Source organism: Paenibacillus sp. J31R30, assembly GCF_059692115.1.
Genome location: NZ_JCAUAV010000002.1, coordinates 631,633 through 655,242, shown reverse-complemented (window position 1 = coordinate 655,242; position 23,610 = coordinate 631,633). Strand labels below are relative to the sequence as shown.

At 44.1% G+C, this 23,610-nt stretch carries 20 protein-coding genes; 2 read left to right on the top strand and 18 right to left on the bottom strand.

Annotated elements, in window-relative coordinates; all coding sequences use genetic code 11:
* Nucleotides 1–98: 98 nt before the first annotated feature.
* The 4 genes from AC58QO_RS08900 to AC58QO_RS08885 all read right to left on the bottom strand — a co-directional run bounded on the left by AC58QO_RS08900 (nt 99) and on the right by AC58QO_RS08885 (nt 3,166).
* The gene (locus AC58QO_RS08900; RefSeq protein WP_497264936.1) at nt 99–1,226 is read right to left on the bottom strand and encodes a sensor histidine kinase; all 1,128 of its coding nucleotides are present in this window, start codon (nt 1,224–1,226) and stop codon (nt 99–101) included.
* Entirely contained in the window at nt 1,219–1,923 is a 705-nt protein-coding gene (locus tag AC58QO_RS08895; RefSeq protein ID WP_497264935.1) for a response regulator transcription factor, read from the bottom strand. Before AC58QO_RS08895 ends, AC58QO_RS08900 begins: the two co-directional genes overlap by 8 nt.
* A gap of 1 nt (nt 1,924) precedes the next feature.
* Nucleotides 1,925–2,782: a M15 family metallopeptidase gene (locus AC58QO_RS08890; RefSeq protein WP_497264934.1), complete on the bottom strand. Its 858-nt coding sequence runs from the start codon at nt 2,780–2,782 to the stop codon at nt 1,925–1,927.
* Between the two features lie 165 nt (nt 2,783–2,947).
* Nucleotides 2,948–3,166, bottom strand: coding sequence for a helix-turn-helix domain-containing protein (locus tag AC58QO_RS08885; RefSeq protein ID WP_497264933.1), 219 nt, complete (start codon nt 3,164–3,166; stop codon nt 2,948–2,950).
* Nucleotides 3,167–3,387: 221 nt separating this feature from the next.
* On the opposite strand from AC58QO_RS08885, the gene AC58QO_RS08880 reads away from it, so the two are divergent.
* Nucleotides 3,388–3,777: a helix-turn-helix domain-containing protein gene (locus AC58QO_RS08880; protein WP_497264932.1), complete on the top strand. Its 390-nt coding sequence runs from the start codon at nt 3,388–3,390 to the stop codon at nt 3,775–3,777.
* A 29-nt stretch (nt 3,778–3,806) separates the two neighbouring features.
* Here the strand turns inward: AC58QO_RS08880 and AC58QO_RS08875 are convergent, their stop codons facing one another.
* The 14 genes from AC58QO_RS08875 to AC58QO_RS08810 form a co-directional block, all read right to left on the bottom strand.
* Complete coding sequence (locus AC58QO_RS08875) at nt 3,807–4,496, bottom strand: metal-dependent hydrolase (protein WP_497264931.1); 690 nt, start codon at nt 4,494–4,496, stop codon at nt 3,807–3,809.
* Nucleotides 4,497–4,746: 250 nt separating this feature from the next.
* Nucleotides 4,747–5,640 (bottom strand): carbohydrate ABC transporter permease, encoded by an 894-nt coding sequence (locus AC58QO_RS08870; protein ID WP_497264930.1) that lies wholly within the window; start codon nt 5,638–5,640, stop codon nt 4,747–4,749.
* Nucleotides 5,641–5,653: 13 nt separating this feature from the next.
* Entirely contained in the window at nt 5,654–6,541 is an 888-nt protein-coding gene (locus AC58QO_RS08865) for a carbohydrate ABC transporter permease (protein ID WP_497264929.1), read from the bottom strand.
* Nucleotides 6,542–6,612: 71 nt separating this feature from the next.
* Nucleotides 6,613–7,977, bottom strand: a complete 1,365-nt coding sequence (locus tag AC58QO_RS08860) for an ABC transporter substrate-binding protein (protein ID WP_497264928.1) — start codon at nt 7,975–7,977, stop codon at nt 6,613–6,615.
* Between the two features lie 194 nt (nt 7,978–8,171).
* Nucleotides 8,172–9,107, bottom strand: coding sequence for a peptidyl-prolyl cis-trans isomerase (locus AC58QO_RS08855; RefSeq protein ID WP_497264927.1), 936 nt, complete (start codon nt 9,105–9,107; stop codon nt 8,172–8,174).
* Nucleotides 9,104–10,663, bottom strand: a complete 1,560-nt coding sequence (locus AC58QO_RS08850) for a right-handed parallel beta-helix repeat-containing protein (RefSeq protein ID WP_497264926.1) — start codon at nt 10,661–10,663, stop codon at nt 9,104–9,106. Before AC58QO_RS08850 ends, AC58QO_RS08855 begins: the two co-directional genes overlap by 4 nt.
* A gap of 156 nt (nt 10,664–10,819) precedes the next feature.
* Entirely contained in the window at nt 10,820–11,947 is a 1,128-nt protein-coding gene (locus AC58QO_RS08845) for a response regulator transcription factor (RefSeq protein ID WP_497264925.1), read from the bottom strand.
* Nucleotides 11,948–11,954: 7 nt separating this feature from the next.
* Nucleotides 11,955–13,652, bottom strand: coding sequence for a sensor histidine kinase (locus AC58QO_RS08840; protein ID WP_497264923.1), 1,698 nt, complete (start codon nt 13,650–13,652; stop codon nt 11,955–11,957).
* Nucleotides 13,653–14,003: 351 nt separating this feature from the next.
* A complete protein-coding gene (locus AC58QO_RS08835; protein WP_497264922.1) occupies nt 14,004–15,305 on the bottom strand; it encodes an ABC transporter substrate-binding protein in 1,302 nt (433 codons plus the stop codon).
* Nucleotides 15,306–15,380: 75 nt separating this feature from the next.
* Nucleotides 15,381–16,961, bottom strand: coding sequence for a response regulator transcription factor (locus AC58QO_RS08830; protein ID WP_497264921.1), 1,581 nt, complete (start codon nt 16,959–16,961; stop codon nt 15,381–15,383).
* A 9-nt stretch (nt 16,962–16,970) separates the two neighbouring features.
* On the bottom strand, nt 16,971–18,818 hold the full coding sequence (locus AC58QO_RS08825) for a sensor histidine kinase (protein ID WP_497264920.1): 1,848 nt from the start codon (nt 18,816–18,818) through the stop codon (nt 16,971–16,973).
* A gap of 55 nt (nt 18,819–18,873) precedes the next feature.
* The gene (locus AC58QO_RS08820; RefSeq protein ID WP_497264919.1) at nt 18,874–19,686 is read right to left on the bottom strand and encodes a carbohydrate ABC transporter permease; all 813 of its coding nucleotides are present in this window, start codon (nt 19,684–19,686) and stop codon (nt 18,874–18,876) included.
* A 12-nt stretch (nt 19,687–19,698) separates the two neighbouring features.
* Entirely contained in the window at nt 19,699–20,619 is a 921-nt protein-coding gene (locus AC58QO_RS08815; RefSeq protein ID WP_497264918.1) for a carbohydrate ABC transporter permease, read from the bottom strand.
* Nucleotides 20,620–20,705: 86 nt separating this feature from the next.
* Nucleotides 20,706–22,025 (bottom strand): ABC transporter substrate-binding protein, encoded by a 1,320-nt coding sequence (locus AC58QO_RS08810; protein ID WP_497264917.1) that lies wholly within the window; start codon nt 22,023–22,025, stop codon nt 20,706–20,708.
* A 218-nt stretch (nt 22,026–22,243) separates the two neighbouring features.
* Here AC58QO_RS08810 and AC58QO_RS08805 point away from each other — a divergent pair, with 218 nt between their 5' ends.
* Nucleotides 22,244–23,212, top strand: a complete 969-nt coding sequence (locus AC58QO_RS08805; protein ID WP_497264916.1) for a hypothetical protein — start codon at nt 22,244–22,246, stop codon at nt 23,210–23,212.
* The last annotated feature ends 398 nt before the right edge of the window (nt 23,213–23,610 follow it).

Below are 23,610 nucleotides of genomic sequence, written 5' to 3'. Positions count from 1 at the left end.
GTTTTCGTTTATAACCCTATTTAATTAGTCTGATGTAATAAACCAATCCGCTTGTATAGGTTTCGTCACAATAATGCCATCCCAATAACCACACTTCTTCATTCTTCACCTCCCATTCCTACATTCGGAATAGAGGATACTGTTTGCGGGAGACGGACTTCAAAAAGGGTACATATCACCGTGCTCTTGGCCGAAATTGCACCTTGATGCTGCGCTACAATATTCTTCGCAATAGATAGGCCAAGCCCCGCTCTGCCCTCACGATCTGTTCGCGATTGATCGCCGGTAAAAAACATATCGAAGATATGCGGCAGCTCTTCTGCAGGAATGGAATCCCCATAATTGACCACTTGAACTGCCACATCTTCTGCATCAATATGGCAATTAATATCAATAAACAGGCCATCTTTCCCATAACGTATGGCGTTCATCAACAGATTTTCAAATACGCGTGCCAATAGCTCACCATCCCCCCAGACAGTCAAATCTGGAATCACATTCAAACGGGTGATAAGGTTGTTTTTCTCAAATGCAGGGTATAACTCCTCGTTTAACTGGATAAGCAGCTCGCTCAGATCAATTTGCTTTTTTTCAATGGTAAGCTTGCCATAGTTCATGCGAGTGATTTCGAAGAGCTCGTCAATGAGCTTTTCTAACCGTTGAGACTTGAGATATGCAATGCTCGTATAGTGCTTGATTTCTTCTGCATTCAGCTGATCGTCCTGAAGAATGAAATCCAAATAACCTAACACCGAAGTCAGCGGCGTACGCAAATCATGAGCCAAATTCAAAACCAAATGTTCCTTGCTGTTTTCTGCAAAATCTCCCCGCTCCAAAGCTTGCTGCAATGTTTCACTTGCCAGATTGATATCTCTCGCTATCTCCCCGAATTCATCTTCGGATGGGATATGTACACGATGATTGAACTCGCCATTGGCAAGCTGTCTAATTCCACTGGATATTTCATCAAAATAAGCCGCATATTGTCTAGTTAAGAGAAAGAACAACAAAATCGAGAGAGGAATGAAAATAAGCAAAAAGAAGTTAACATCCCCAACCTCTCTTATGAAAAATCGAACTTTAGTCAATGGATCCTCCATCTTGGTCGTATAGTAATAGAGTTGGAGGACTTTATAGAGCATATAGGTAATGGCAGCGGAAAAAAGCATACTAAGACCAAAGAATTGAATCATTTTAAATCGAAAGCTTCGGATCATTTCAGCCATTGAATGTATACCCCACGCCCCATACGGTTTTGATCAGTTTGTTTTTATGCATGTCTTCACCAAGCTTCTTCCGCAAAGTACGAATATGCACCATGACCGTATTGCTGCCTTCATAGTAGGTATCGCCCCACACCTGCTGAAAAATGTTTTCCGCGCTGAAGACTTTCTTCGGATAACTGGCTAGCAGATACAGAATATCAAACTCTTTCGGCGTTATCTCAATCGTTTCACCATAAAGGCTAACGATTCGTTGTTCCGGATAAATGAGCATGCCACCTGCTTCCAAAACAGGCTTGTTGGCTGGAGGAGGTTGATTCAACTGCATGGAACGCCTCAACTGAGCATTCACACGAGCAACCAATTCCATGGGGTTGAACGGTTTGGTCACATAATCATCCGCTCCACTTACAAGCCCAGTAATCTTATCCAGGTCGGTCGCTTTGGCACTTAAAAAGATGATTGGCAGATGATATTCCGCTCGAATTTGCCGTGTAGCTTCATAGCCATTCAATTTGGGCATCATAATGTCCAAAATCGCCAAATCAATGGCATGTGTCTGAATAACTGAAATAGCTTCCTGGCCATTAGCTGCTTTCATGCAGCGGTAACCTTCTTTTACCAAATGTAACGCAATCAGATCGGCAATTTCTGGATCATCATCGGCAATTAGAATTGTAATCGACTTCGTTTTCTCCATCCTAATTCACCGTCACAATAACACCGTCCATATTGTTTCCTGATATCTGATAGTTACCATTTGCTGGCACGGGGATCGTTGTATTTTTGAAGACCGAATAGTACGAGATTACATAGGTTTGATTATCTAGGATCGTCGTAATGGACTTCTTTTCTTTCAAGTAATCCAAATATTCTTCGAGGACAAAATTATTCTCTTGCATAATAGCGCTGTGCGGCAAACCAACATAACGAAAATGCCATGGCTCTGATTGAATACCTGTGATTGCCGTTTTGTCACTTGGATAACGCAAGATAAACCCGTAACGCCACGCGTTTTTCTTCAACCACTTTCCTTCGGATGCTTGACTCATCTCCGCTTGTGTAGATCCTATATCAAGCGATAAACCCAAATTATGTTCGCTATAGCCTGCAGGCAAAGCATAAGCTGGCCCCATTTGTTGATATAATTTATTTTGTTCTTTATTGTCCCGATAACCGCTGCTGATTAAAAATCGGCTAACGCCATCTTTTTGTGCGGCTTCAATCATTTTCGAAAATTTTTGCACCAAGCTTGGCGACAGCTGAATCGTGTTATCCAGAACAATGAATCCATTCATTAGTTCCTTATGCTGAAAAAGATTGACCGCTTCGGTCTCTTCGCCACCTGGAGGTACAGGATTGTCCTTATTGACCAACAATAAATTGCCTTTATAAACCTGATCTTTGGTTACTTTAAGGTCTGTCATTTGAGGAGTTACCCCTTGAGCTTGATTAGCTACATCCGGTAGCATCTTCTCGGTAATGACATCCTGTTTATATTGAGCAACTCCATAGCCAAGCAGTAAAAGTACAACAAACCCAAAAACCCACTTCTTCATTCTTAGCCTCCTCCTAACCATTCATTGACTCTAGGATAAGAAAAACTATTAAAAAAGAAATGGGGTTAAAAATAAAATTTTCCTTAAACTTGTACATCCATTTAAAACAAAAAGGACCACACCTTAAGTGTGATCCTCGCCCATTCCTTGGATTGTCTTCCTTGTTCACGCAATATTGATGTGAAAAAGCTCCTCCAAGTCCATCTCAAGCACATCGCTTAATCGCTTAGCCGTTGAGGGGCCAACAGATTTAATCGACCGCTCCAGCAAGCTTATATACGCATGACTTAAGCCTGTGTGCCTCGCCAGCTCCCGTTGCGAGTAGCCTTTCGTTACTCTCGCTTTAATGAAAGCATCCGTTTTGGCCATAATTCGTAAATGCATCGTTGCTCTCAGACCCCCCATCCTCACTTCGTTGCATCCTATTAAATCATTATACCTCACATTTTCACTAATGCAAATACAAAAGTTTACTTTAGTAACCAAACTTATGAGCGTCTAATGCCAGTAGGACCTTATATAAGTGATGATTGTAATTACTTTAGTAAACTGTTAATATTAAAACGTTTACTAATGTTTACTTTGATGGGTGAGGATGAACAATCATGTATTTTTACGATAAATTAAGAGATATGCGCAAAATGAAAGGCTTCACAATTCGCGAGCTAGCTGATCGCTCAGGAGTATCCGCGGCCTACATCTCACAGCTGGAGAATGGAAACCGCGGAATCCCGTCACCCGACGTCTTGATGAAATTGTCCGAAGGACTTAACACGTCCTACTCGGAGCTGATGGATATTGCCGGTTATCTCGAATCCACACACACGAACCAACAATTCCAAAGCGAACCTGTTAACTTACGGCGGTTTCTTCGTGAAAATGAGTTAATGTTCGATGGCTTCGTGTTGACCGCCGAAGACAAGGAATGGGTCGAGCGCATGCTAACTGTCCTATTCTGGAAGGATCGACAATCCACCAAAAGCACAGAAAGTTAACCCTCAGCAATTGAAAGCAATCTCGCGCATTACAACGTTAATTGTTGACCTGGCGTCATCACTAAGCCTTCGATGCCTTCCTCAGCCAAGCTCGCTACAAACTTGTTCGGATCTTGCTCAATCACCGGGAACGTATTATAGTGCATTGGCACAACGGTTTTGGCCTTCAAATAATCCGCGGCGATCACGGCATCATCCGGTCCCATCGTGTAGTTATCACCTATCGGCAGGAAGGCTAGATCAATTTTATTTAATTTGCCAATCAGTTTCATATCTTTAAATAGCCCTGTGTCCCCTGCGTGATAAATGGTTTTCCCCTCTATCATCAGCAAGAATCCACTCGCCATGCCTGTATAAACATTTTCATTCGTTCCTGGCGGATTATAAGAAGAATCATGTAGAGCAAGTGTCAATTTCACTCTGCCAAAAGGAAACTCAAATGCGCCGCCGATTCCCATCCCATGTGTTTGAACCCCTTGGAAACCTAAATATCTGGCTAAATCATTAGGAGCAATCACTGTCGCGTTATTGCGCTCCGCAATGGAAACTGTGTCCCCGACATGATCTCCATGTCCATGTGTAACGAGGATGTAATCCGCCTTGATGTCTTCCGCTTTAACCGTTGCTTGCGGATTCCCCGTGATGAAAGGGTCAATAATCAAGGTGTGTTCCTTCAATCGAATTTCGACGCAGCTTTGTCCATGGAAAATAATGTTCACTTATTTCAGCTCCTTTGGGTTATATGTTTATTTTATCATAGGTACCTCTACGAATTGAAATTTCTTCCAAACCATAGGAAATCCCCTTACGGAAAGTTCCGAAGGGGATATTTAAGCAGCCTATTCCACATAACTACACGTTACTCAAATAAAAAAAAGGAGCAGCTGCCGGCAAGAACGCCATTTAAACTTTGGTATATAGTGCGACTTGTTTATCATTGAAAAATGTTCGGTCCCACGCCACCTTTCCTTAACCCTTAACTGCACCGTCCATGATGCCTGATATTAACTGCTTTTGGAATAGAAAAATGATCACGATTAATGGAATGACACTTATGACAGATCCAGCCATGATCAACTCATACGGTGTCTTCGGTCCGGATTCCAACGCTCGGATTGCAACCGAGATGACTTGATTTTTAGGTGAGCGTAAAATGATCATGGGCCACAGGAAATTATTCCATTGGTTTACAAAGAAGATAATACCCAAGCTAGCAAAAGCGGGCTTCAAGTTTGGCACAATCATTTTAAAGAAAATGCCATATTCCGAGCATCCATCCACTCTAGAAGACTCCAACATTTCATTATGGATGCTTGCACAATACTGCTTCATAAAGAAAATACCAAACGCGTTCGCTATGCCCGGCAGGATGATTCCCCATAAGCTGTCTACCAAGCCTAATTTACGATACATGACAAACATCGGAATCAGGATCGATTCAGTCGGAACCATCATCGAGGCTAGAACGATGGCAAATAAAATACCTTTCCCCTTGAACTGGTACTTGGCATAGGCGAATCCGGACATCGTACAAAAGAGTAAAGTACCTGCGGTATAGATGCTTGTTGCAACTATACTATTAACCAGCACACGCCCGAACTGTTTTTCCTGAAATAAGGTTGAAAAGTTCTCCCAATGAATGGTGGTTGGCACCCAAACAGGCGGATTTATGAAGATTTCACTTTTATGCTTAAAGGCCGAACTGAACATCCAGAACAGAGGAAATAGCATGAGCACAGCGCCTACAGCAAAAATTAGGAACATCCCCCATACAAGGTAAGGACTTGGTGCCATCTCACTTGTTGTTCGTACCTTCGCTGGGTATACGGGCACTCCTGCAGTACGAATGGTTTTGCTAGTCATCGTCGATCCTCCATTAATCCTTAGTATCAAATAATCTGAGTTGCAGCAGCGTAAGTCCTAGCATCAGAATGAAATACGCCACCGAGATGGCCGACGCGTAGCCAAAATAGAAATTTTGGAAGCTTTCTCTGAAAATCAGAAGAATAGTCGTCAGTGTCGCATCGATCGGTCCACCTTTGGTTAGAATTAACGGTTCTGTATATAAAGAGAAAGATCCGATTGTCGACAATACGGTACAGAAGATGATGATCTTTTTCAACAGAGGCAACGTAATATAGAAAAAAGTCTGAATCGGGCTTGCGCCATCAACCTTAGCCGCTTCGCTCAGATCTTGCGGAATATTTTGAAGGCCCGCTAGCAGCAGCAGCATATTATAACCAGTCCAGCGATATAAGACCATGACAACCAGTGACACTCTCGCCCAAACTGGTGACTCCAGCCACGGAATACCCTCTTTCACAATCCCTAATTGCGTTAGGATGGTGTTTAACAAGCCGTCATGTGTGTTTAGCATGATAAAAAATACGAAGCTGATCGCGACCACAGAAGTAATATTTGGAATGAAAAATACGGTACGAAAAAATCCCGTGAGTTTCATCCATTTTTGATTCAAAAAAACAGCGAGAATCAACGCAATGAACAGCATTATTGGCACTGACATCCAAAAGATGAGAAATCCATTCCATAGCGTCAACCAGAAGGTAGCACTTGAAATTAACTCCTTATAATTAGCCAAACCAACGTAGGTTTTCACTCCGCTTCCATTCCAATCCATGAAACTTAAATAGATGGAATAACCAAAGGGGTACATCATGAAGATAGAGAAAAATAGAAAAAAAGGAGCAATGAAAACATAGGGAGCTGTTCGGTACTGGAACTGCCAGATCTGATTTCTCATCATCGTCCACCTCTATAATAGATGCAATGGAGCTGCGCTCCATTGCATCTTTCTGTTGTTTATTGTCTATTGCCTTACTGGCGTTTCGTTTTTTGCTTCAGTTGATCGGCTTTTTCTTTAAATACTTCATCAACCGTCTTATTTTTCAAGAAGATCTGTGCGAATGCATCTTGGATCATTTGATTCGCAATTGGGAAATCCTTCGTGTACGCTTGTGGCTTCACTTGCTTAACGGCATCTGTAAACAACTGGCGCACAGGCTGGTTGTTGAAATAAGGAACTGGCTCTTTAAATGCCGGGTCACTATACGTGGTTTCTAGAGATGGGAACAAACCGCCTTCTTTTAGCATTTTCACCTGCGAGCTGTCTTGACCTAGTACAAACTGAATCAACTTCCAAGACTCTTCCGGATGTTTGCTTCTTTTATTAATCGCCAGGTTGGAACCACCGTCATTCGCACTGCCGTATTGATCATTCGCTGACCATTTCGGCATTGGCGCTGCACTCCACTTCCCTTTGGCATCAGGTGCGATCCAATTTTGAAGCAAACCATCAAACCAAGAAGCGCCTACGATCGTAGCGACTTTGCCATCTTTGATCCCGTTTAACCACGCTTCAGCCCAAGGCTCAGCATCATATACAAAACCTTGTTTGGTTAGATCCACATAATAATTCGCTACTTCTTTCACTTCAGGCGTATCAAGCGTTACCTTGCCTTGACTATCGAAATACCACAAGCCACGCTGCCACATCATCGTCTCGAAGAAACGGCTGTTGGATTTGGTTTTCGAATCGCTAATCATTGCAGCCCCAGTCTTTTCTTTGACAAGCTTAGCGGCATTCTTAAAATCTTCCCAGGTTTTGATTTTCTCAGCAACCTGTTTAGGATCCGTCGGCAGCCCTGCTTGTGCAAACAAGTCATTCCGATAGAACATGACAACAGGACCACTATCCCAAGGCATCGCATATTGCTTATTATCCTTCGTTGCATCTGCCCATTTATAAGCATTCATTTTGTCTTTATACGGCTTCACTTTGTCCGTTATATCTAACAGACCGTCAACATCGACCATTTGCGCGAGATTACTCGTCTCTACGGCAAGCACATCCGGCACTTGATCACCGCTGCTAGCAGCAATGAGAAATTTTTGATATAAATCACCTGACTTCATAATTTGCAATTCGACGTCAATATTCGGGTTCGCTGCTTTGAAAGCAGGAAGATTAAGCTCGAGCTGCTTCTGGTTTTCTCCCCACGTCCATAGAATCAACTTCACCTTTTCCCCAGTTGCTTTCTGGTTGGCAGCCGTGGCAGCAGCGCTCTCTTTAGGTGTAGTTGTTGCTGGTTGATCTGACGAAGTATTGCTATTTCCGCATCCGCTTACCAGTGTGGAAAGCACGATAGCCGACACCAATGTTAATCCCAACTGCTTCTTCATTCTGTTGACCTCCCAAGTCATTGTTTATTTACAACCTTAGTGTAATGCTATTGAAAACCCTTTCAAACCTCGGATTGTCGTATACATAGTGTCATTATGTCATCGAATAACACCCGCGAATCTTGGTATTCTCAGCCCTCTGGTGTCTTTATGTCCGATCATCTATCTTATTTTTGCGCGTCGACAACTTCAAATCATTTATATCTCACTTCTGCATGCGTCGCCATATTTTTTACGGCAGCTGCATACTGTTCTTCGGACAATCCTCTTTGGATGTCTTCTTTCGCTTGAGAGAATGGAGTAAGATCTCCCTCTCGGCGCGTCTCGACCTGAAAAATAGTATAGCTATTCCCATATTCGAGTACGCTGCTGATTTGCCCAGGCATCAGCTTCATTGCTTCCGCTAGCAACAACGAACTTATTCTCGCATCCTCGTACGCGCTCTCGCTGTTGAATACTTGCCTTTCAACGTTTGGGAGCGACTCTCCGTCACCCCATCTTATTCGCGCCTTGTTCGCTAATACCCTTGCAGCTTCTTTGTCATCGGCATTAACGTTCCCGTTATTATCCGAGAACGAGAACCGGATCTTCTTAATCAGGATTTCGGGCTGCATCCGGTATTTGCTCCATTTCCTCGATTCATATTCAGTTAGAAGCTCCTGCTCGGTGAAGTGTCCTTCGTCAGTCGAATAAGTGGCTTGGGTTCGATTAATCAAATTGGATATGAAGTAATCATAGTAATTGGATTCACTTAACTGAAGGGGGCCGTAGACAACCTGACCTTTCGCTTTTGCCGACTTTCTGCGAGAGTTCTCCTTGGCAAGCTCCTGTAATATGCCGCCATAACTAATATCGCTAATCAGTCCGTACCGGCGGGCGAGAATTTGTTGCATCTTCACCGTAACGAGCGCTTCCATTGCCATACGATTGACCTCATCCACAGTTGTGCTGGCGGTCGATACCCGCTGCCAGTAATACAGCCACTCCCGCTCATCAATAGGTTCTCCATCGACATAGGCTATGATGTTCTCGGAAGACACTTGCTCCGAATTACGGTAGGTTAACAACAAGCTAGCCATTGCGATGAACGCAATGGCTAGGAATACAATTCTTCGCCAAACCCTCATCATTGATCGGCTCCGATGTTTGGCGCTACAGTAGAAGACACAGGGTTATTATAGAAGTCCCTACCGCCGTTGCTGGCAATGAGCGCGCCCGCTCCAATTGCTGGAGAACCTGTTTGTAGCGTAAATTCCGTTACGGGTTTCCCCACGGCATGATAGGTCGGACTATTCATCAACGGGTTTGCATTTACACCGCTGGCATCCTGCCCGCTACCGCTCTTATAGGAGGCAAATCCATTATACGTCGTTGCACCGTAAGTCCATGTTGGCGTGCCAGTTCCCGTATACCAATATAAATTGTTATTCAAGCTCACGGAAGTATTCGAGCTAACAAACTTAGTTGAAGCGGAATAGATGAGATTGTTCTTGAAGAAGTTGGCATTCGTCCCCGAGAAAGCCGCAGCGTTATTTAGAGCCGGTGCCGCCACAGCGGGATTAGCGTAGATCGTGTTGTTATAAATCTGCGCTCCGTTAATAGTCCCGCTATTCCAGGTGAGCAAGTAGATATCGCCCTGATAAGCATACGTTGCATTGCGTCCGTTGTTAGCGCAAATGTTATAGCGAACGATCGGCTTCGTCGTCGCAGTACTCTCGGCAGAGAAAATCGCTACACAATAGGATTGATTATCGTGACCGTAATTATATTGGACGATATTATTCGTATTGTAATAGTCGATATCGTAGGAACCACCGTCTACGCCTGGTGACTTGTTATTGTAAGATTCGTTCATCTGCACCGTGCAAGCATTGCAGTTCCAAGTCCAAATACCGTTGGGCGTACCGATCGCAGAGCTTGTGATTTGCCCCGTATTGTAAGCCAGACTGTTCTGGATCACTCCCGTATCTGTACCGAAAAGAATAATGCCGTCGCCTGCTACGTCATGAACGGTAGAATTCTGAACCGTCACGTTCTTCGTTCCGTATTGGAAAGCCCCAGAGTAGTATCCTTGGACTTCGATTCCGGCCCATTGCGTTGTTGAGTAGGCAGTGACGTTGTCGATCACGACGTCATTGATGATTGAATTAGCGGAATCGGTAATCACAACGACCAATCCCTGATTCTTGTTGGACGGAGTCCCGGTCACGTTATGAACGACTAGATTCGTTAGACGAAAATAATTATAAGTCCCGCTTCCGCTGGCATGGATATATATACCGTAACCGTTGCCCCCCGTCGTCTCCAAGTTCTGAATCGTCCAATATTGCTGATTGTACAGCCCGATCGCTTGCGGATTCGTTCCTGCGCTAATAATAGGCTTCGCACCGCTTCCATAAGCGTCTATTTTGATCGGAGAACCACTCGATCCCGATCCCTTTGGTGTTAGCGTTCCAGTGCAGGTCGTTCCCTTCTTCAGATAAATCGCATCGCCTGGCAAAAAGGTAGTGCTGTTCACCGACGTCAGCGTATTCCAAGGGCTTGTCATCGTGCCGCTGCCGTTCGAGCTTTTGGAACAATCCACGTAATAAGAAGTGTTGTTGGCTGATGTTGTGGATACATCCAAACCGAAGAACGAACAGATCACCAAACTCAGAGCTACGAAAATGTTTACTACCTTTTTCATAAGCAGACCTCCAATTCATTATTTAATTACCACCTAAGTGTAATCAAGTTGAAAGCCCTTTCAAACCTCCGAATGTAGCATTCATAGTGTCTTTATGTCACAGAAAAACACCCAAAAAGCTTGGAGTTTCCAGCCTTCAGGTGTCTTTATGTTGGGTTATTTATCTTGTTTTTGTTGGATACGATACTCATTAGGTGTCAGTCCTGTACTCCGTTTAAACCACTTAAAAAAGTGTTTATAATCCGACATGCCAACCCTCTCTGCAATTTCACTGATCGTCCAGTCTGTTATTCGCAATAAATGCTGAACTTTCTCAAGCCTTCGGTTACTGACATAATCAATGAAATTCTCACCGATTACTTTTTTGAAAAGAGAACTAAAGTGTCCCCTACTGAGGCCAACATAGCCAGCTACATCTGTCGAGCTAATATTGCTATCTAGGTGCTCATTCATATATTGAATGGCTCGCAAGATCGCGTCATCATGCATTTCAGTTTTCAAGACATGATGAACTTCTAGCTTCAACGCTATGTAACCCGCAGTGACAGCTCCTGTCCAATCTTCCATATTATGCAGTGGACCACGCTCGAGCCATCTCATGTTTGGATAGTGCTGCAGCATAAGTGCAAGTTTAGAGATGACCCGGCCCCTAGTTCTCTCCTCAATAAATAGAAAGGTAAAGGGCTCGCCCCGTATAACTTCCAAGTTATCCATTGGTGCTAGTCCTACTTGCAGATCAATCGGATCTTCATGATGGATGATAAATACGATGCACCCAGACTCCAGCATCCAACGCCATTCTTTCGTTAGCAACTGTGCAATGTCAGAATTCTCCGCATGGTCCTTCTCGTTCGTAATCCATTCTTTAAATACGTCATATTTATCCACTTCTAGCACCGGTTGCTGCGCATGATCAAACTCCTGTCGAAACTGTGCCAAATATTCTTCAAACTCCTGATCATGAAAGGTTGTCTTCAGAATATAGCCAGAAGCACCATAGCGCATTCCTTTCTGTGCATAATGAAATTCACTATGACAGCTTAGCAGCAAAACCTTCGTTTCAGGAAAACTCTCTTTAATTTTTCGTGTAAGCTCAATCCCATCCAACTCGGGCATGACAATATCCGTAACAACAAGATCTGGACGATGTTGAACGATCTCTTCAAGCGCCAAAAGGCCATTGGCTGTATCCGCGACAACTTCCATACCGTATTTGGACCAATCTACCGTTACCCTCAAGGCTTGTCGAACAAGCCGCTCATCGTCAACTAATAACACTTTCATCGCTCTACTATCCACGCTGTTTCACCTCTATTGGACTTTTCAAACGGATCAGTGTTCCTTCTCCAGCTGTAGTAATCACAGTTATTCCGTACTCCTTACCAAAATGTAAGATATATTTCTGATTCACATTATACATCCCTGCTCCACCTCTACCTTTTGCAGAAAAATTGGGGAGATTAACGTCGGGGAAGCGATCAGCATGAATGCCTTTCCCGTTATCTTGAAGTTCGATTACCATTTCCGCTCCTTGCTGTTGGACGCGAAGTATAATGAGACCTTCCCCATCTGTAAAGGCATGGAAGAAAATATTTTCTAGCAGCGGCTGCAATGACATTCGAGGTATAAGCTGTTTCTCTAACCCAGGAGCTATTATTTTTTCAAATTGAAAAACGTCACCAAACCGATGCTTCTGAATAAGCAAATAATGATTAATCAATTCTAACTCATTCTCTAACGGAATCAGCTCCTGCGTATTGTCCAAACCATTGCGAAGTAGTTCCGTGAGATGAACCATCATATCGTGAATATCATGTTGCTTCTCTAAAAGCGCTTTCCATTGAATTAAATTCAGCGTGTTAAACAAGAGATGCGGGTTAATCTGATAATGAAGCGCTCGTAATTCGGCCTCTCTTTTTAGCGATTCCGTATGGGTTACTTCGATTAGTAAAGATTGAACCTCTTCCACCATAAAGTTAAAATTATGACTTAAGTTCGCAAGCTCATCACTTGAAGTCACTTTCGTTTGAACGGATAAATCGCCTTTGGCTACCTTATGGATGGCACGATTAAGTCTCTTTATGCGCCGCGTAATGTGGTTGGAGAACAATTCAGACAACACTAAAGATAACAGCATAGCACCAATAACAACTGAAAGCGTGTACTTCTTAATAATTTCTGAGGAAAGATAGAAATTCTTATTAGGTACCCTTACTTCCATGCCCCAATTACTGGTAACTAATTGACTCTTCCAAATGATGTCATCCTGATTCTCCTTGTACGACTCCGACACATAGATGATTTTACCGTCATGGTCCGTAATTTTTAAGGTGGAGTGAATATCTCTTTCAAAACTTTGAATCAAATCAAGAATATGTTTGGCATCCAAGTCGATCAATAAACGTGCACTTGAATTCATCACATTCGTATTCTTCACTTTGAGAAACAGGCTGATCACAGGTCCGTTGAGTAAGATATCACTAAAATAATAATCTGGTTTATGAAATCCTAGCCACTGCTTACCCAAACGATCTTCGGACCACAAAGGCTTCTGTAATAAACTTGCAAATTGCTTTGTATTGAGCGTGTTCGTGCCGTACACTTCCCCTAAATCTGTAATCAGGAATATTCCTTTCACATCCCCATTATGATGAGCCCGCAAGAAATTAAAAAGCTCATTTTCTGCAAGCAAATCCTCATAGGTGCCACCCGCTTGTCCATCCATAAAACTCTGTTTGGTTCTCATCGCATAATTAATGACATCATCAGAAATACTGCTCATTTGCCTAAAATTCATATCCACCAATTCGCTGAATTGCTTAACGGAATATTCGCCATAATCCCCAAATTGTGTATTAACAATCTCAGAGGATCGGTTATACGACAAATAACCCATAATGAGTAAGGGAATAACAGATGTAGCTAAGAAAAATAGGAGAAGCTTGATATGAATACTTTTTCTAGGGAAATCCATGATCTTTTGAAACATATCTGTGTCCCCTTACGGAAAAATAGACTAGTAAGCGCTTTAAAAGTAGTAGTTATAGACTATAAGGAGAAGTGAATTTTGTAAAGACAAGAAAAAGTGATAAAGAAACGATTACGAGCTATGTCTTCTTGAGAAATCAAATAGCCCTACGAATTGTTTCGGTATGTCCGTCCGTTTGTTATTTTCTCGACAATATCACCCAGCGTTGTCGCCGCGTATCCTTTTTCGGAAAAACACTACAATAAAGCCACCCGAGCCTGATCGGCTTAGATGGCTTATTCGAAATAAAATGTGTACGGATCGGTTTAATCTATCAACAAACTTTATTTTCCTTACTGGCTTATGTCCAGCCTAATTAGCCAGAAGACTATTCATTTTTTTCTCAAGTACAGCAAGCCCCTCATCCGGATCCAGCCCGCCCATGACAATACTTTGAAGTTCTTCAGAGAGCGTTGTAAAGATTGTCGCATATTTATCCGTTTGAGGTGCAAATTTGACATGATGCTGAGCTTCGATGAAGAGCTTACGATAGGGCAGCTGGAGATACTCTTGACTTTGAAGAACTGCTCGATTGGCAGGTACATGTCCGGCTTGGCCCCATAAGAATGACCCTACGTTCGAGAAATAGGACATAAACGTCATGGCTGCACGCTGTTTATCCATTGTTACGTACGTTGGAATGACCAGTGTATGCGAGCTCCCCCATTGCATTGAACTGCCAAAAAGAACGGGAAGAGGCATGATACCAACGGGAAGGGAGGGTTCATTTAGATGATAGCCCGCTTCCCAGACCCCCCCCATCCAAAGTGCGGCTTTGCCATTGTGGAACGTATCCCACGGCGTTTTATCGTTCACATCTGCGAGCTTGCCTGCGTAGAGTTGTTGATAAAACTTCAAAACACGAAGTGCTTTGTCATTATGGATGTTCGATTTCAACATGCTGGCGTCTAGCAAATCCCCCCCCGCCTCGTAATACATATTGAGGAATGGCTCTTGGAAGTAAGGCGTATTCACAGCAAATGGCTGAACATTCGGTACTTTGGCTTGAATCTGTTGCAGCATTTGAATAAACGCCTCCGGCGATGACATCGCAAGCTTAGGTGTGTCATCGTCATTTAACAAACCCGCTTTTTTCAGGATAGCTTTATTGTAGTACAACATGTGAAAATGCGTGTCCAACGGCATCGCATACGGCTTGTTCATGAAGCTCACACTTTGTACATTGCTCTCCTCCAAGTCTTTGAAGTCAAATCCAATCTCATTCGCCAAGCCGTCCAGCGGCACAATTTGCTTCGCCTTAACGAATGGTGACATCCGGTCTACATGAGCAACGGCCACATCCGGCCCTTTTCCTGAGGAAAGAGCCGTACTTAGTTTCACATAATATTCGTTGGATTCTAATCTAAGCTGCTTCACATATACGGCCTTCTGCGAGTTATTGAAGTTTTGCACGATACGTTCGACGAACTCTCCTTCTCCACCGCCAAAGGGATTCCAGAACGAAATTTCTACGCGTGTTTCCACGCTCTCTACTGTTTTCTTGCTTTCAGCTACTTGCTTGTTACCCGTAGACAAGATAGAACATCCTGTTAGCACAAGTACGAGCACACATCCGATTCCAACGCTTTGTTTCATCCTTTTTTTATCTAACATTCTAATCCCCCTTCAACCAAATGCATGTAAACTAATGGCTTCTCGGTAAGCGCTTGCATGCCAGCACGAGAAAACTTAGCTTGATTTGTCCTCCCTTACTCGATTTCGATATTCCGATGGGGACGAGCCCGTAATTTTTTTAAATACTTTGGCGAAATATTTGGGGTCTGGAATGCCAACCAAATGGCCAATATCCGCCGTTTTGAGCTCGCTTGTCAGAAGTACCTTCGCCTTCTCGATGCGAATCCTCGTCAGATACTCCAGGAAGCTCTCGCCCATTTCCTTTTTGAACAGGTTAGCAAAATAGTTTTTACTTAAATGCACCAGATTGCTAATCGACTGCAGTGAAATCTCTTGTTGATAATATTGCCCGATGTATTGCGCTGCTTTAATAATGCCATTACGGTCACTGTTATACACACCAATCATATGCTGGGCAAGTTCTTCAAAAGCGTTCAAGAACCAGGCCTTACTCATCTGGATCGTCTCTAATTTGGACAGCTGCTCGTAGTACATCTTCTTTAGTTGGAGAATGCTTTGCTGATCACTTGCAACATCCGACCACAGGGACGTTAGCAGAATGAGCAGCTCAAGAGAAATAATTTCCACGAGATCATAATCCTTGCGTGCCGCTAGCTGTTCGAAAATATCTTCCAAGTAAGCTTGCAGCTCTTTGGTTTGAAAGGCATACACCATGGAATGGATGTGGGTTGTGCTAACTTTAATATTATCTGCCCGCTGACTATTAACTGGTACATAATCAACGCCATACAGAATGGCTCGCTCACTGCCTATGAACATTTTATATTTCGCTGCAGCGATCGCTTGCTCGTAGGCTTGGTGAAGTCCCGCCCAGCTGGACGTGCTCATACTAATGCCTATCGTACACGACATCGCATAATGATTCTTCAGATAGTGAAGTATGGACTGTGCCAATGACTTCATCTCAGCAACACCCGTAGTTGCCATCTTCCTTGTAAAAAGAAGAACGTTCATTTCCCCTTGCCGATCTGGGAACGCTTCATAGATTTCCTCCGAGGAAGTCGTCAAGACTTCATCGAGCGCTTTGCGTATTAATGCTTGGCCCTCCTCTACACTCTGAGCCCACATATTCTTTGCGATATGAAGGACAACTAAGGGTAATTTGACCTCAGATAGCCGCAAGCTTAGTACGATTTGCTGTCTACGGACAGCGTCCGTTTCTTCTAGTAGCTCCAGCATCCGTTTTTCTTTCACGATGGGCTCAACGATACTAGTCTGCTCGCTGCTTGGTGACTCCGCTTTGATCGAATCTCTCACACGAAGCAGCGTTCCCTCAAGGTCACGCGGCATCATATCCGATTTGATCATATACTCGGAAACCCCATTGCGAATGGCTTCCTTCGCATATTGGAAATCCTCCAAATTGCTAAGAATGACAATCTTCATATGGGGATGAGATTTACGTACTTCCGTAATTAGCGTAATGCCATCCATGACAGGCATTTTGATATCTGTGATTAGAATATCAGGCGGGCTTTCGCGGATCAGGTCCAACCCTTCTTGCCCATTGGCTGCCTCACCGCTCACGGTTAAACCTAACTTTTCCCAATCAATCATGGACCGAATGCCAAACCTTACGATAAACTCATCTTCCACAATGACAACTCGAAACATGATCTTCACCTACTTCATCTCTGGAAGTCTGATCGTAATGTGTGTACCTGCTCCAGGTTCACTTTGAATATCCAAACCATAGGGCTTCCCACAAATGAGTTTAATTCGTTCATCTACATTTGCTAAGCCAATCCCGCTGACTTTCTCAACGGAGGGTACTACATGTCGATTTAGGCTTTGAACAAGACTTGCATCCATACCTCGGCCATTATCCACGACCTCGAAACGTATTCCGCCATCCGGATGAACGCTGCACCGAATATGAATTTCGCCTGTTTCTCTATCTGTAAATGCATGTAGTATCGCATTCTCGACGATGGGCTGTAGGATCAGCTTCGGCGTGCGGTACAACCGCACCTCCTCGTCCAGATGAACGAACGTTTCGATATTAAAGTTGAATCTGAATTTTTGAATACCTAGGTAACATTGGACATGCTCAATTTCTTCTTCGATGGTGACCGTCTCTTCACCTTTCCCCAAGCTAATGCGCAATAATCGGGATAAGAGACTAACCATTTCAGCAGCGTGATTGGCTTTCTGCAAAAGTGCCGTCCATTTAATAATATCTAAGGTATTATAGAGAAAATGCGGGTTAATTTGCGCTTGCAGCGCCTTCAATTCCGCCACGCGTTTATGATTCTGCTCCTCATACACGGTTTCCAAAAGACCATCTATCCGAGTCACCATGTAGTTAAAGTTTTCGCCCAAAATATCGAATTCATCATTACGACGTTTCGCTTTGAAACGAACGGTCAGGTCACCTGACATCACTTGCCGCATCAATCGAATCATTTTCAGAATCGGCATGGAAATCGAGTTCGCCAGCAATATGGCCGTCAGGATGGAGAATAAGATACAAATGAAAGCGATCACCAAAATGATTTGCAATAATCGGTTGGAATCCTTGTACAGGGAAGCCTCCGAAATGACGTTGACGACGATCCAGTCGTTAGTATGCAGCTTTTTATAATTCACGATCAGTCGTTCACCTTGATATTTCAATGGAAAAACGGATTCATCCGCAGCCAAACGAAACATCTCCGTGTACCCGTCTTCGCCTAGCACTTCTTTCACACTTTTGCCCAACAATTGACTGTCCGGATACGAAATGATCTGACCCCTGCCATCAATCACATAGCTTTCAATATCCATATTACTCTTGGTCGTTCGAGCACCAATTTCTTTCAGTACATCCTCGCGAATATCCAGGACAGCAATGATCCCAACAGGACTATCATCGGACATCTTATAGATTTGTTTGGCCAGTGAAAAGACGTGAACATTTTGCGTGTTCAGACTATCTACATAGGTGCCCAATCGTGTGGAAAACCAGCGGAAATTGCTCCCGTCCTCCAAGGTCTGCAGGAAAGGGGATACTTTGTCTGCTGAGCGATCGTTCCATCTATAGATGCCCTTGATAAAATGGTTTGAAGATAGGAATGAAATCGACTGTAAGTCCTGATTAATTGCAATAATGGTGGATAGCTTCGTTGTCAGGGAGAGACTATCCAGATCATATTGAGATGGCTCTGTACGATCCAAAGTCCGCAGCATCGTGACAATGTCGTTGTTATTGACAACCTGCATCATCAAATCTTTGTAGATCCCAAGCCTTGTGTCGATATTCTCCGCTGTCTGTTTCAAGAGCTGTTCCGAGTATTCCGTTACTTTGTTGTTGATTGTTGATTTCGATATTGAATATGAAATAAACCCCAAGGCAAGCAGGGGCGTTAAAGAAAAGAGGAACAGTAACAGCATCCACTTATAGCGAATGCTGCTCGTCCATGTATACATCCATGAAGGAATTCGTTTGTGTCGCTGTTTTGTCACAACATCTGATGCTGATGTCTGGGTCAAAAGTTGGAACAACCCTTTCTGGGAAGAGAATCTGACTCGTAGAAATGAAAGCTTCTTAACCTTTAATACCGGACATCGCCACGCCTTGCACAATTTGACGCTGCAGCACAGCAAACACCAGAATCGTTGGTATTGCGGCAATTGCACTTGCTGCCATGATCATATTCAAGGACATGATATTATTCGACAAGAACGTCGGTAGTCCTGCTGATAAGATCATGTTCTCTTGCGACGTAATGGTCAGGTACGGCCATAGGAAATTGTTCCACGATAGGATGAAGTAGAAAATACCGACTGAAAACATCGCAGATCTAGTAAGCGGTAGACATATCCGATACCATAGTCCAAAGTTTTTACAACCGTCAATCTGCGCAGCCTCGATATAATCCTTCGGTACGCCATCCATGAACTGCTTCAGCAGCAGGATCCCAATTGGATTCGTGAGCCCAGGCAGAATAATCGCCCACATGTTATCAATCAGCTTCAAATGAAGCGTCGTTTCATAAAGGGGAATCAGAATAGCTTCCGTTGGGATTAACAAGCCTGACACAATGAGCACGTAGAACATGCCTCTGGATTTGAAAGGCAGCTTCGAGAAGGAGAAGGCCGCCAAGGAGCTGAAGATCAGTGAAATGACCGTTGTCAGTATGCCGATTACTGCGCTGTTCCACGTCCATCTTAGAATCTGAGAATCTTGAATGACCTTCTTATAGTTCTGCAAATTCAAATCCGAGAAATTGAACCAGTCTTGAATGGAGATGACATTTACGCCATCCGGTTTGAGAGATACAACCAGCATCCAAATCAGTGGAAAAATAAATAGGAGAGCCAACACCACGGCGATGATGTTGATTGTGAAATGTTTCATGTTCAACCTCCGTCAATCTTTTCTGTCTGTTAATTTGAACTGAATCACTGCGATGAACAGCATGAGGATGCAGAATACGATGGATTGTGCTGAAGCCAGTCCGAACATATCCTTTTTGAACCCGGTGACGTAGATATAGCGAATCATCGTGTTCGTGGCGTCCCCTGGACCTCCGCCTGTCATAATCTGTACTTGCCCAAACAGCTTTAAGCACGAGATGATTTGATAAAAAATTTGTATTTGCATGACTCTCGACAGTCCGGGAAGCGTAATATGAATGAATTGCTTCCACGCGCCAGCGCCATCTATTTTCGCAGCTTCATAATGATCCGTAGGAATTTCTTGTAAGCCAGCTAGGAACAATACCATCACAAAACCTACTGTCCACCAATCGGTTGCAAGGGTAATCGCCCACCAAGCAAAATGTTTATCCGTCAGCCAATGAATGTCACTAGGTAAACCAATGAGTTTTAAGAACGCGTTAATCGGGCCGTACTTCGAGTCGAAAAGCCGAAGCCAGATGAAACTGATGACCGAGACAGAAAGTACATAAGGCAGGAAAAACATAGAACGGATAAGCGTTCGGAAGCGTATATTTTGATTAATCAGCATCGCTAAGCCTAAGCCAAGCACGATAATGGTCGGTGTACAGAGGATAACAAAGTAAATCGAGTGCCATACATAGAGATAAAAATTGCTATCCGTAAAAATCTTTTTATAATTCGCTAAGCCAACATATCGCTGCATCCCTTGAATGTTCCAAACATGTAAGCTCATCCAAGCGCCTCGCCCCACGGGCCACAGATAGAAGATGGCAAAAGGGATCAGAAACGGCAGCACATACAGCAATGCGTTCAATTCCAAAGCTATTCGTAACGGTTTACGTCGGCGGAGGACTAGCGTCCGATCTTGCTCAATTACTTTAGTCTCCATACACTCTTCTCCTTGTATCTTTCTGTATAAGATCGGGTGGAGCCCCAGTAGCTTACTAAGAAGCTCCACCCGATTCAATCGGACAATTAGTTACTTAAAATATCATTGATTTGCTTATCCATCGTTTTCAAGCCTTCTTCTGGCGTTTGCTTACCGAAAAGAATGTTTTGCAGCGACTCAGACACCGTTGTAATGATCGTTGTGTATTTATCTGTTTTCGGAGCAAATTTCACTGTTTTCTGTGCTTCAATAAAGAAATTGCGATATGGAAGTTTCTTGTACTCGTCACTTGTCGTTACAGCACTGTTCGTTGGTACGTGTCCTGCTTGACCCCACGTTTTGCCGCCAACTTCAGAGAAGTACTTCATGAATTTCGCTGATGCTTCTTGTTTCTCGGTCGTGACATAGGAAGGAACTACAAGCAAATGGGAGCTTCCCCAGTGCGTTTGGCTACCGAAGATGGCTGGCAGCGGCATCGCGCCAATATTCAAGGATTTGTCGTTCAGCAACAGTCCCGCTTCCCACACGCCACCGAACCATAGCGCTGCTTTTCCACTGTGGAACGAATCCCAAGGCGTTTTGTCGTTCAGATCACTGTATTTGTTCTTGTATAGATCCATGTAAAACTTAAGGACATTCAACGCTTTCTCGTTATTGATTGCGGATTTCGTCATATCACCATTCAAGATGTCGCCGCCTGCTTCATAGTACAAATTCAGGAATGGCTCTTGGAAATAAGGTGTATTCACGGCTAGCGCCTGCACACCAGGTACCTTCGCTTGAATTTGCGCTAATGTTTTCTTAAAGCCATCCGGCGTAAGATCACCCAACTTTGGCGTTCCATCGTCGTTCAGCAGCTCGGCTTTCTTCAGTAGATCCTTGTTGTAGTAGAACATATGGAAATGGGTATCTAACGGCACGGCGTACGGTTTTCCGTCATAGGACACGCTCTTGATATTGGAATCGGAGACTTGTTTCAGATCAAAGCCAACTTTGCTGGCAAGCCCATCAAGCGGCAAAATTTGCTTCGCTTTGACGAAAGGCGAGATCCGATCCACGTGAGCGACCGCCACATCTGGTCCTTTGGAAGAAGAAAGCGCTGTACTTAACTTCGCATAGTACTCATTGGATTCTAGGCGCAGTTGTTTCACGATGACTTCCTTTTGGGAATCGTTATAGCCTTTGACGATTTGATCTACGAAATCACCCTCACCACCGCCGAACATATTCCAAAAGGTGATCTCTACCGGGCTCGCTGATTTGGTTGTCTCTGCAGCTTTCGTTGCCGCTGGAGCAGTTGTGGCAGCAGCTGTTTTGGTATCGCTTTCTTTTGTGCTCGAGCAGCCAGTCGCTACCATAGCAAGCGCAATACTTGCTGTAAGTAAGCTTGTTAATTTCTTTTTCATAGTGATAAACAACCCTCTCTCATTCGGTTTATGTTAGTTGCGAAAGCCCTTTCACGCTGATGTAAGGGCTTTCCTTGGTTCTAACTTTACAGGGAATCGTCCCTCGCCTAAACCGATAAAACCCTCAACTTTAGGGAACAAACGTAAGAATGCATGAGCTGGCCTGATGGGTAAAAGGTGACGATGTTACGATTGGAGGGGGAAATCATACGTAGGGAGTGGACGTCCGTAAGGGATCCGGCGGGGCCTCTTTCGAGCTTGTAAGTCGATTTTTTCGACTTAGCGGATCCAGCGGCGCCTCCTTCGAGCCTCTAAGTCGATTTTTTCGACTTAGCGGAGCCGGCGGGGCCTCTTTCGAGACTGTAAGTCGATTTTTTCGACTTAGCGGATCCGGCGGGGCCTCTTTCGAGACTGTAAGTCGATTTTTTCGACTTAGCAGATCCGGCGCCGCCTCTTTCGAGCTTGTAAGTCGATTTTTTCGACTTAGCGGATCCGGCGGGGCCTCCTTCGAGACTGTAAGTCGATTTTTTCGACTTAGCGGATCCGGCGGGGCCTCTTTCGAGCTTGTAAGTCGATTTTTTCGACTTAGCGGATCCGGCGGGGCCTCTTTCGAGACTGTAAGTCGATTTTTTCGACTTAGCGGATCCGGCGGGGCCTCTTTCGAGACTGTAAGTCGATTTTTTCGACTTAGCAGATTCGGCGGGGCCTCTTTCGAGACTGTAAGTCGATTTTTTCGACTTAGGGGATCCGGTGGGGCCTCTTTCGAGACTGTAAGTCGATTTTTTCGACTTAGCGGATCCGGCGAGGCCTCTTTCGAGACTGCAAGTCGATTTTTTCGACTTAGCGGATCCGGCGGGGCCTCTTTCGAGACTGTAAGTCGATTTTTTCGACTTAGCGGATCCGGCGGGGCCTCTTTCGAGCTTGTAAGTCGATTTTTTCGACTTAGCGGATCCGGCGGGGCCTCCTTCAAGCCTCTAAGTCGATTTTTTCGACTTAGGGGATCCAGCGGGGCCTCTTTCGAGACTGTAAGTCGATTTTTTCGACTTAGCGGATCCGGCGGGGCCTCTTTCGAGACTGCAAGTCGATTTTTTCGACTTAGCGGATCCGGCGGCGCTACTTTCGAGACTGTAAGTCGATTTTTTCGACTTAGCAGTCCCGACGAGCCCGATTCGACTAAAATCCAATAAAAAGAAATCAAACAGGGATACCTGCTCAGCCTCTTTTTTATTTCAAGTGTCTCAGTGATCCTATGAATCACTCCTCAACCGCAACGGCAACCGTTACCCTACCGCGACCTCTCGGACATAGAAGACACTATTTGTTAGAAATCTGGGTTTGTGTAACGCTAACGGACAAAGCTGCAACTAATCAATTGTATATCAGCTAGTAGGGGTCTACTTCACCCAAGTAGTTGCTGTAGTGTCCGTTAGCTCTAGAAAAAGTGTACGTTATCCCGTTTAGCATCCAGTGTGTCCGTTAGGACATATAATTGTAGAGCGAGCACCAAAGGAAACAGCGAACTACTTCACAAACATGCATACCACACATTACTCAGCATAAATAGCTCAACCCACTTCACCCAACC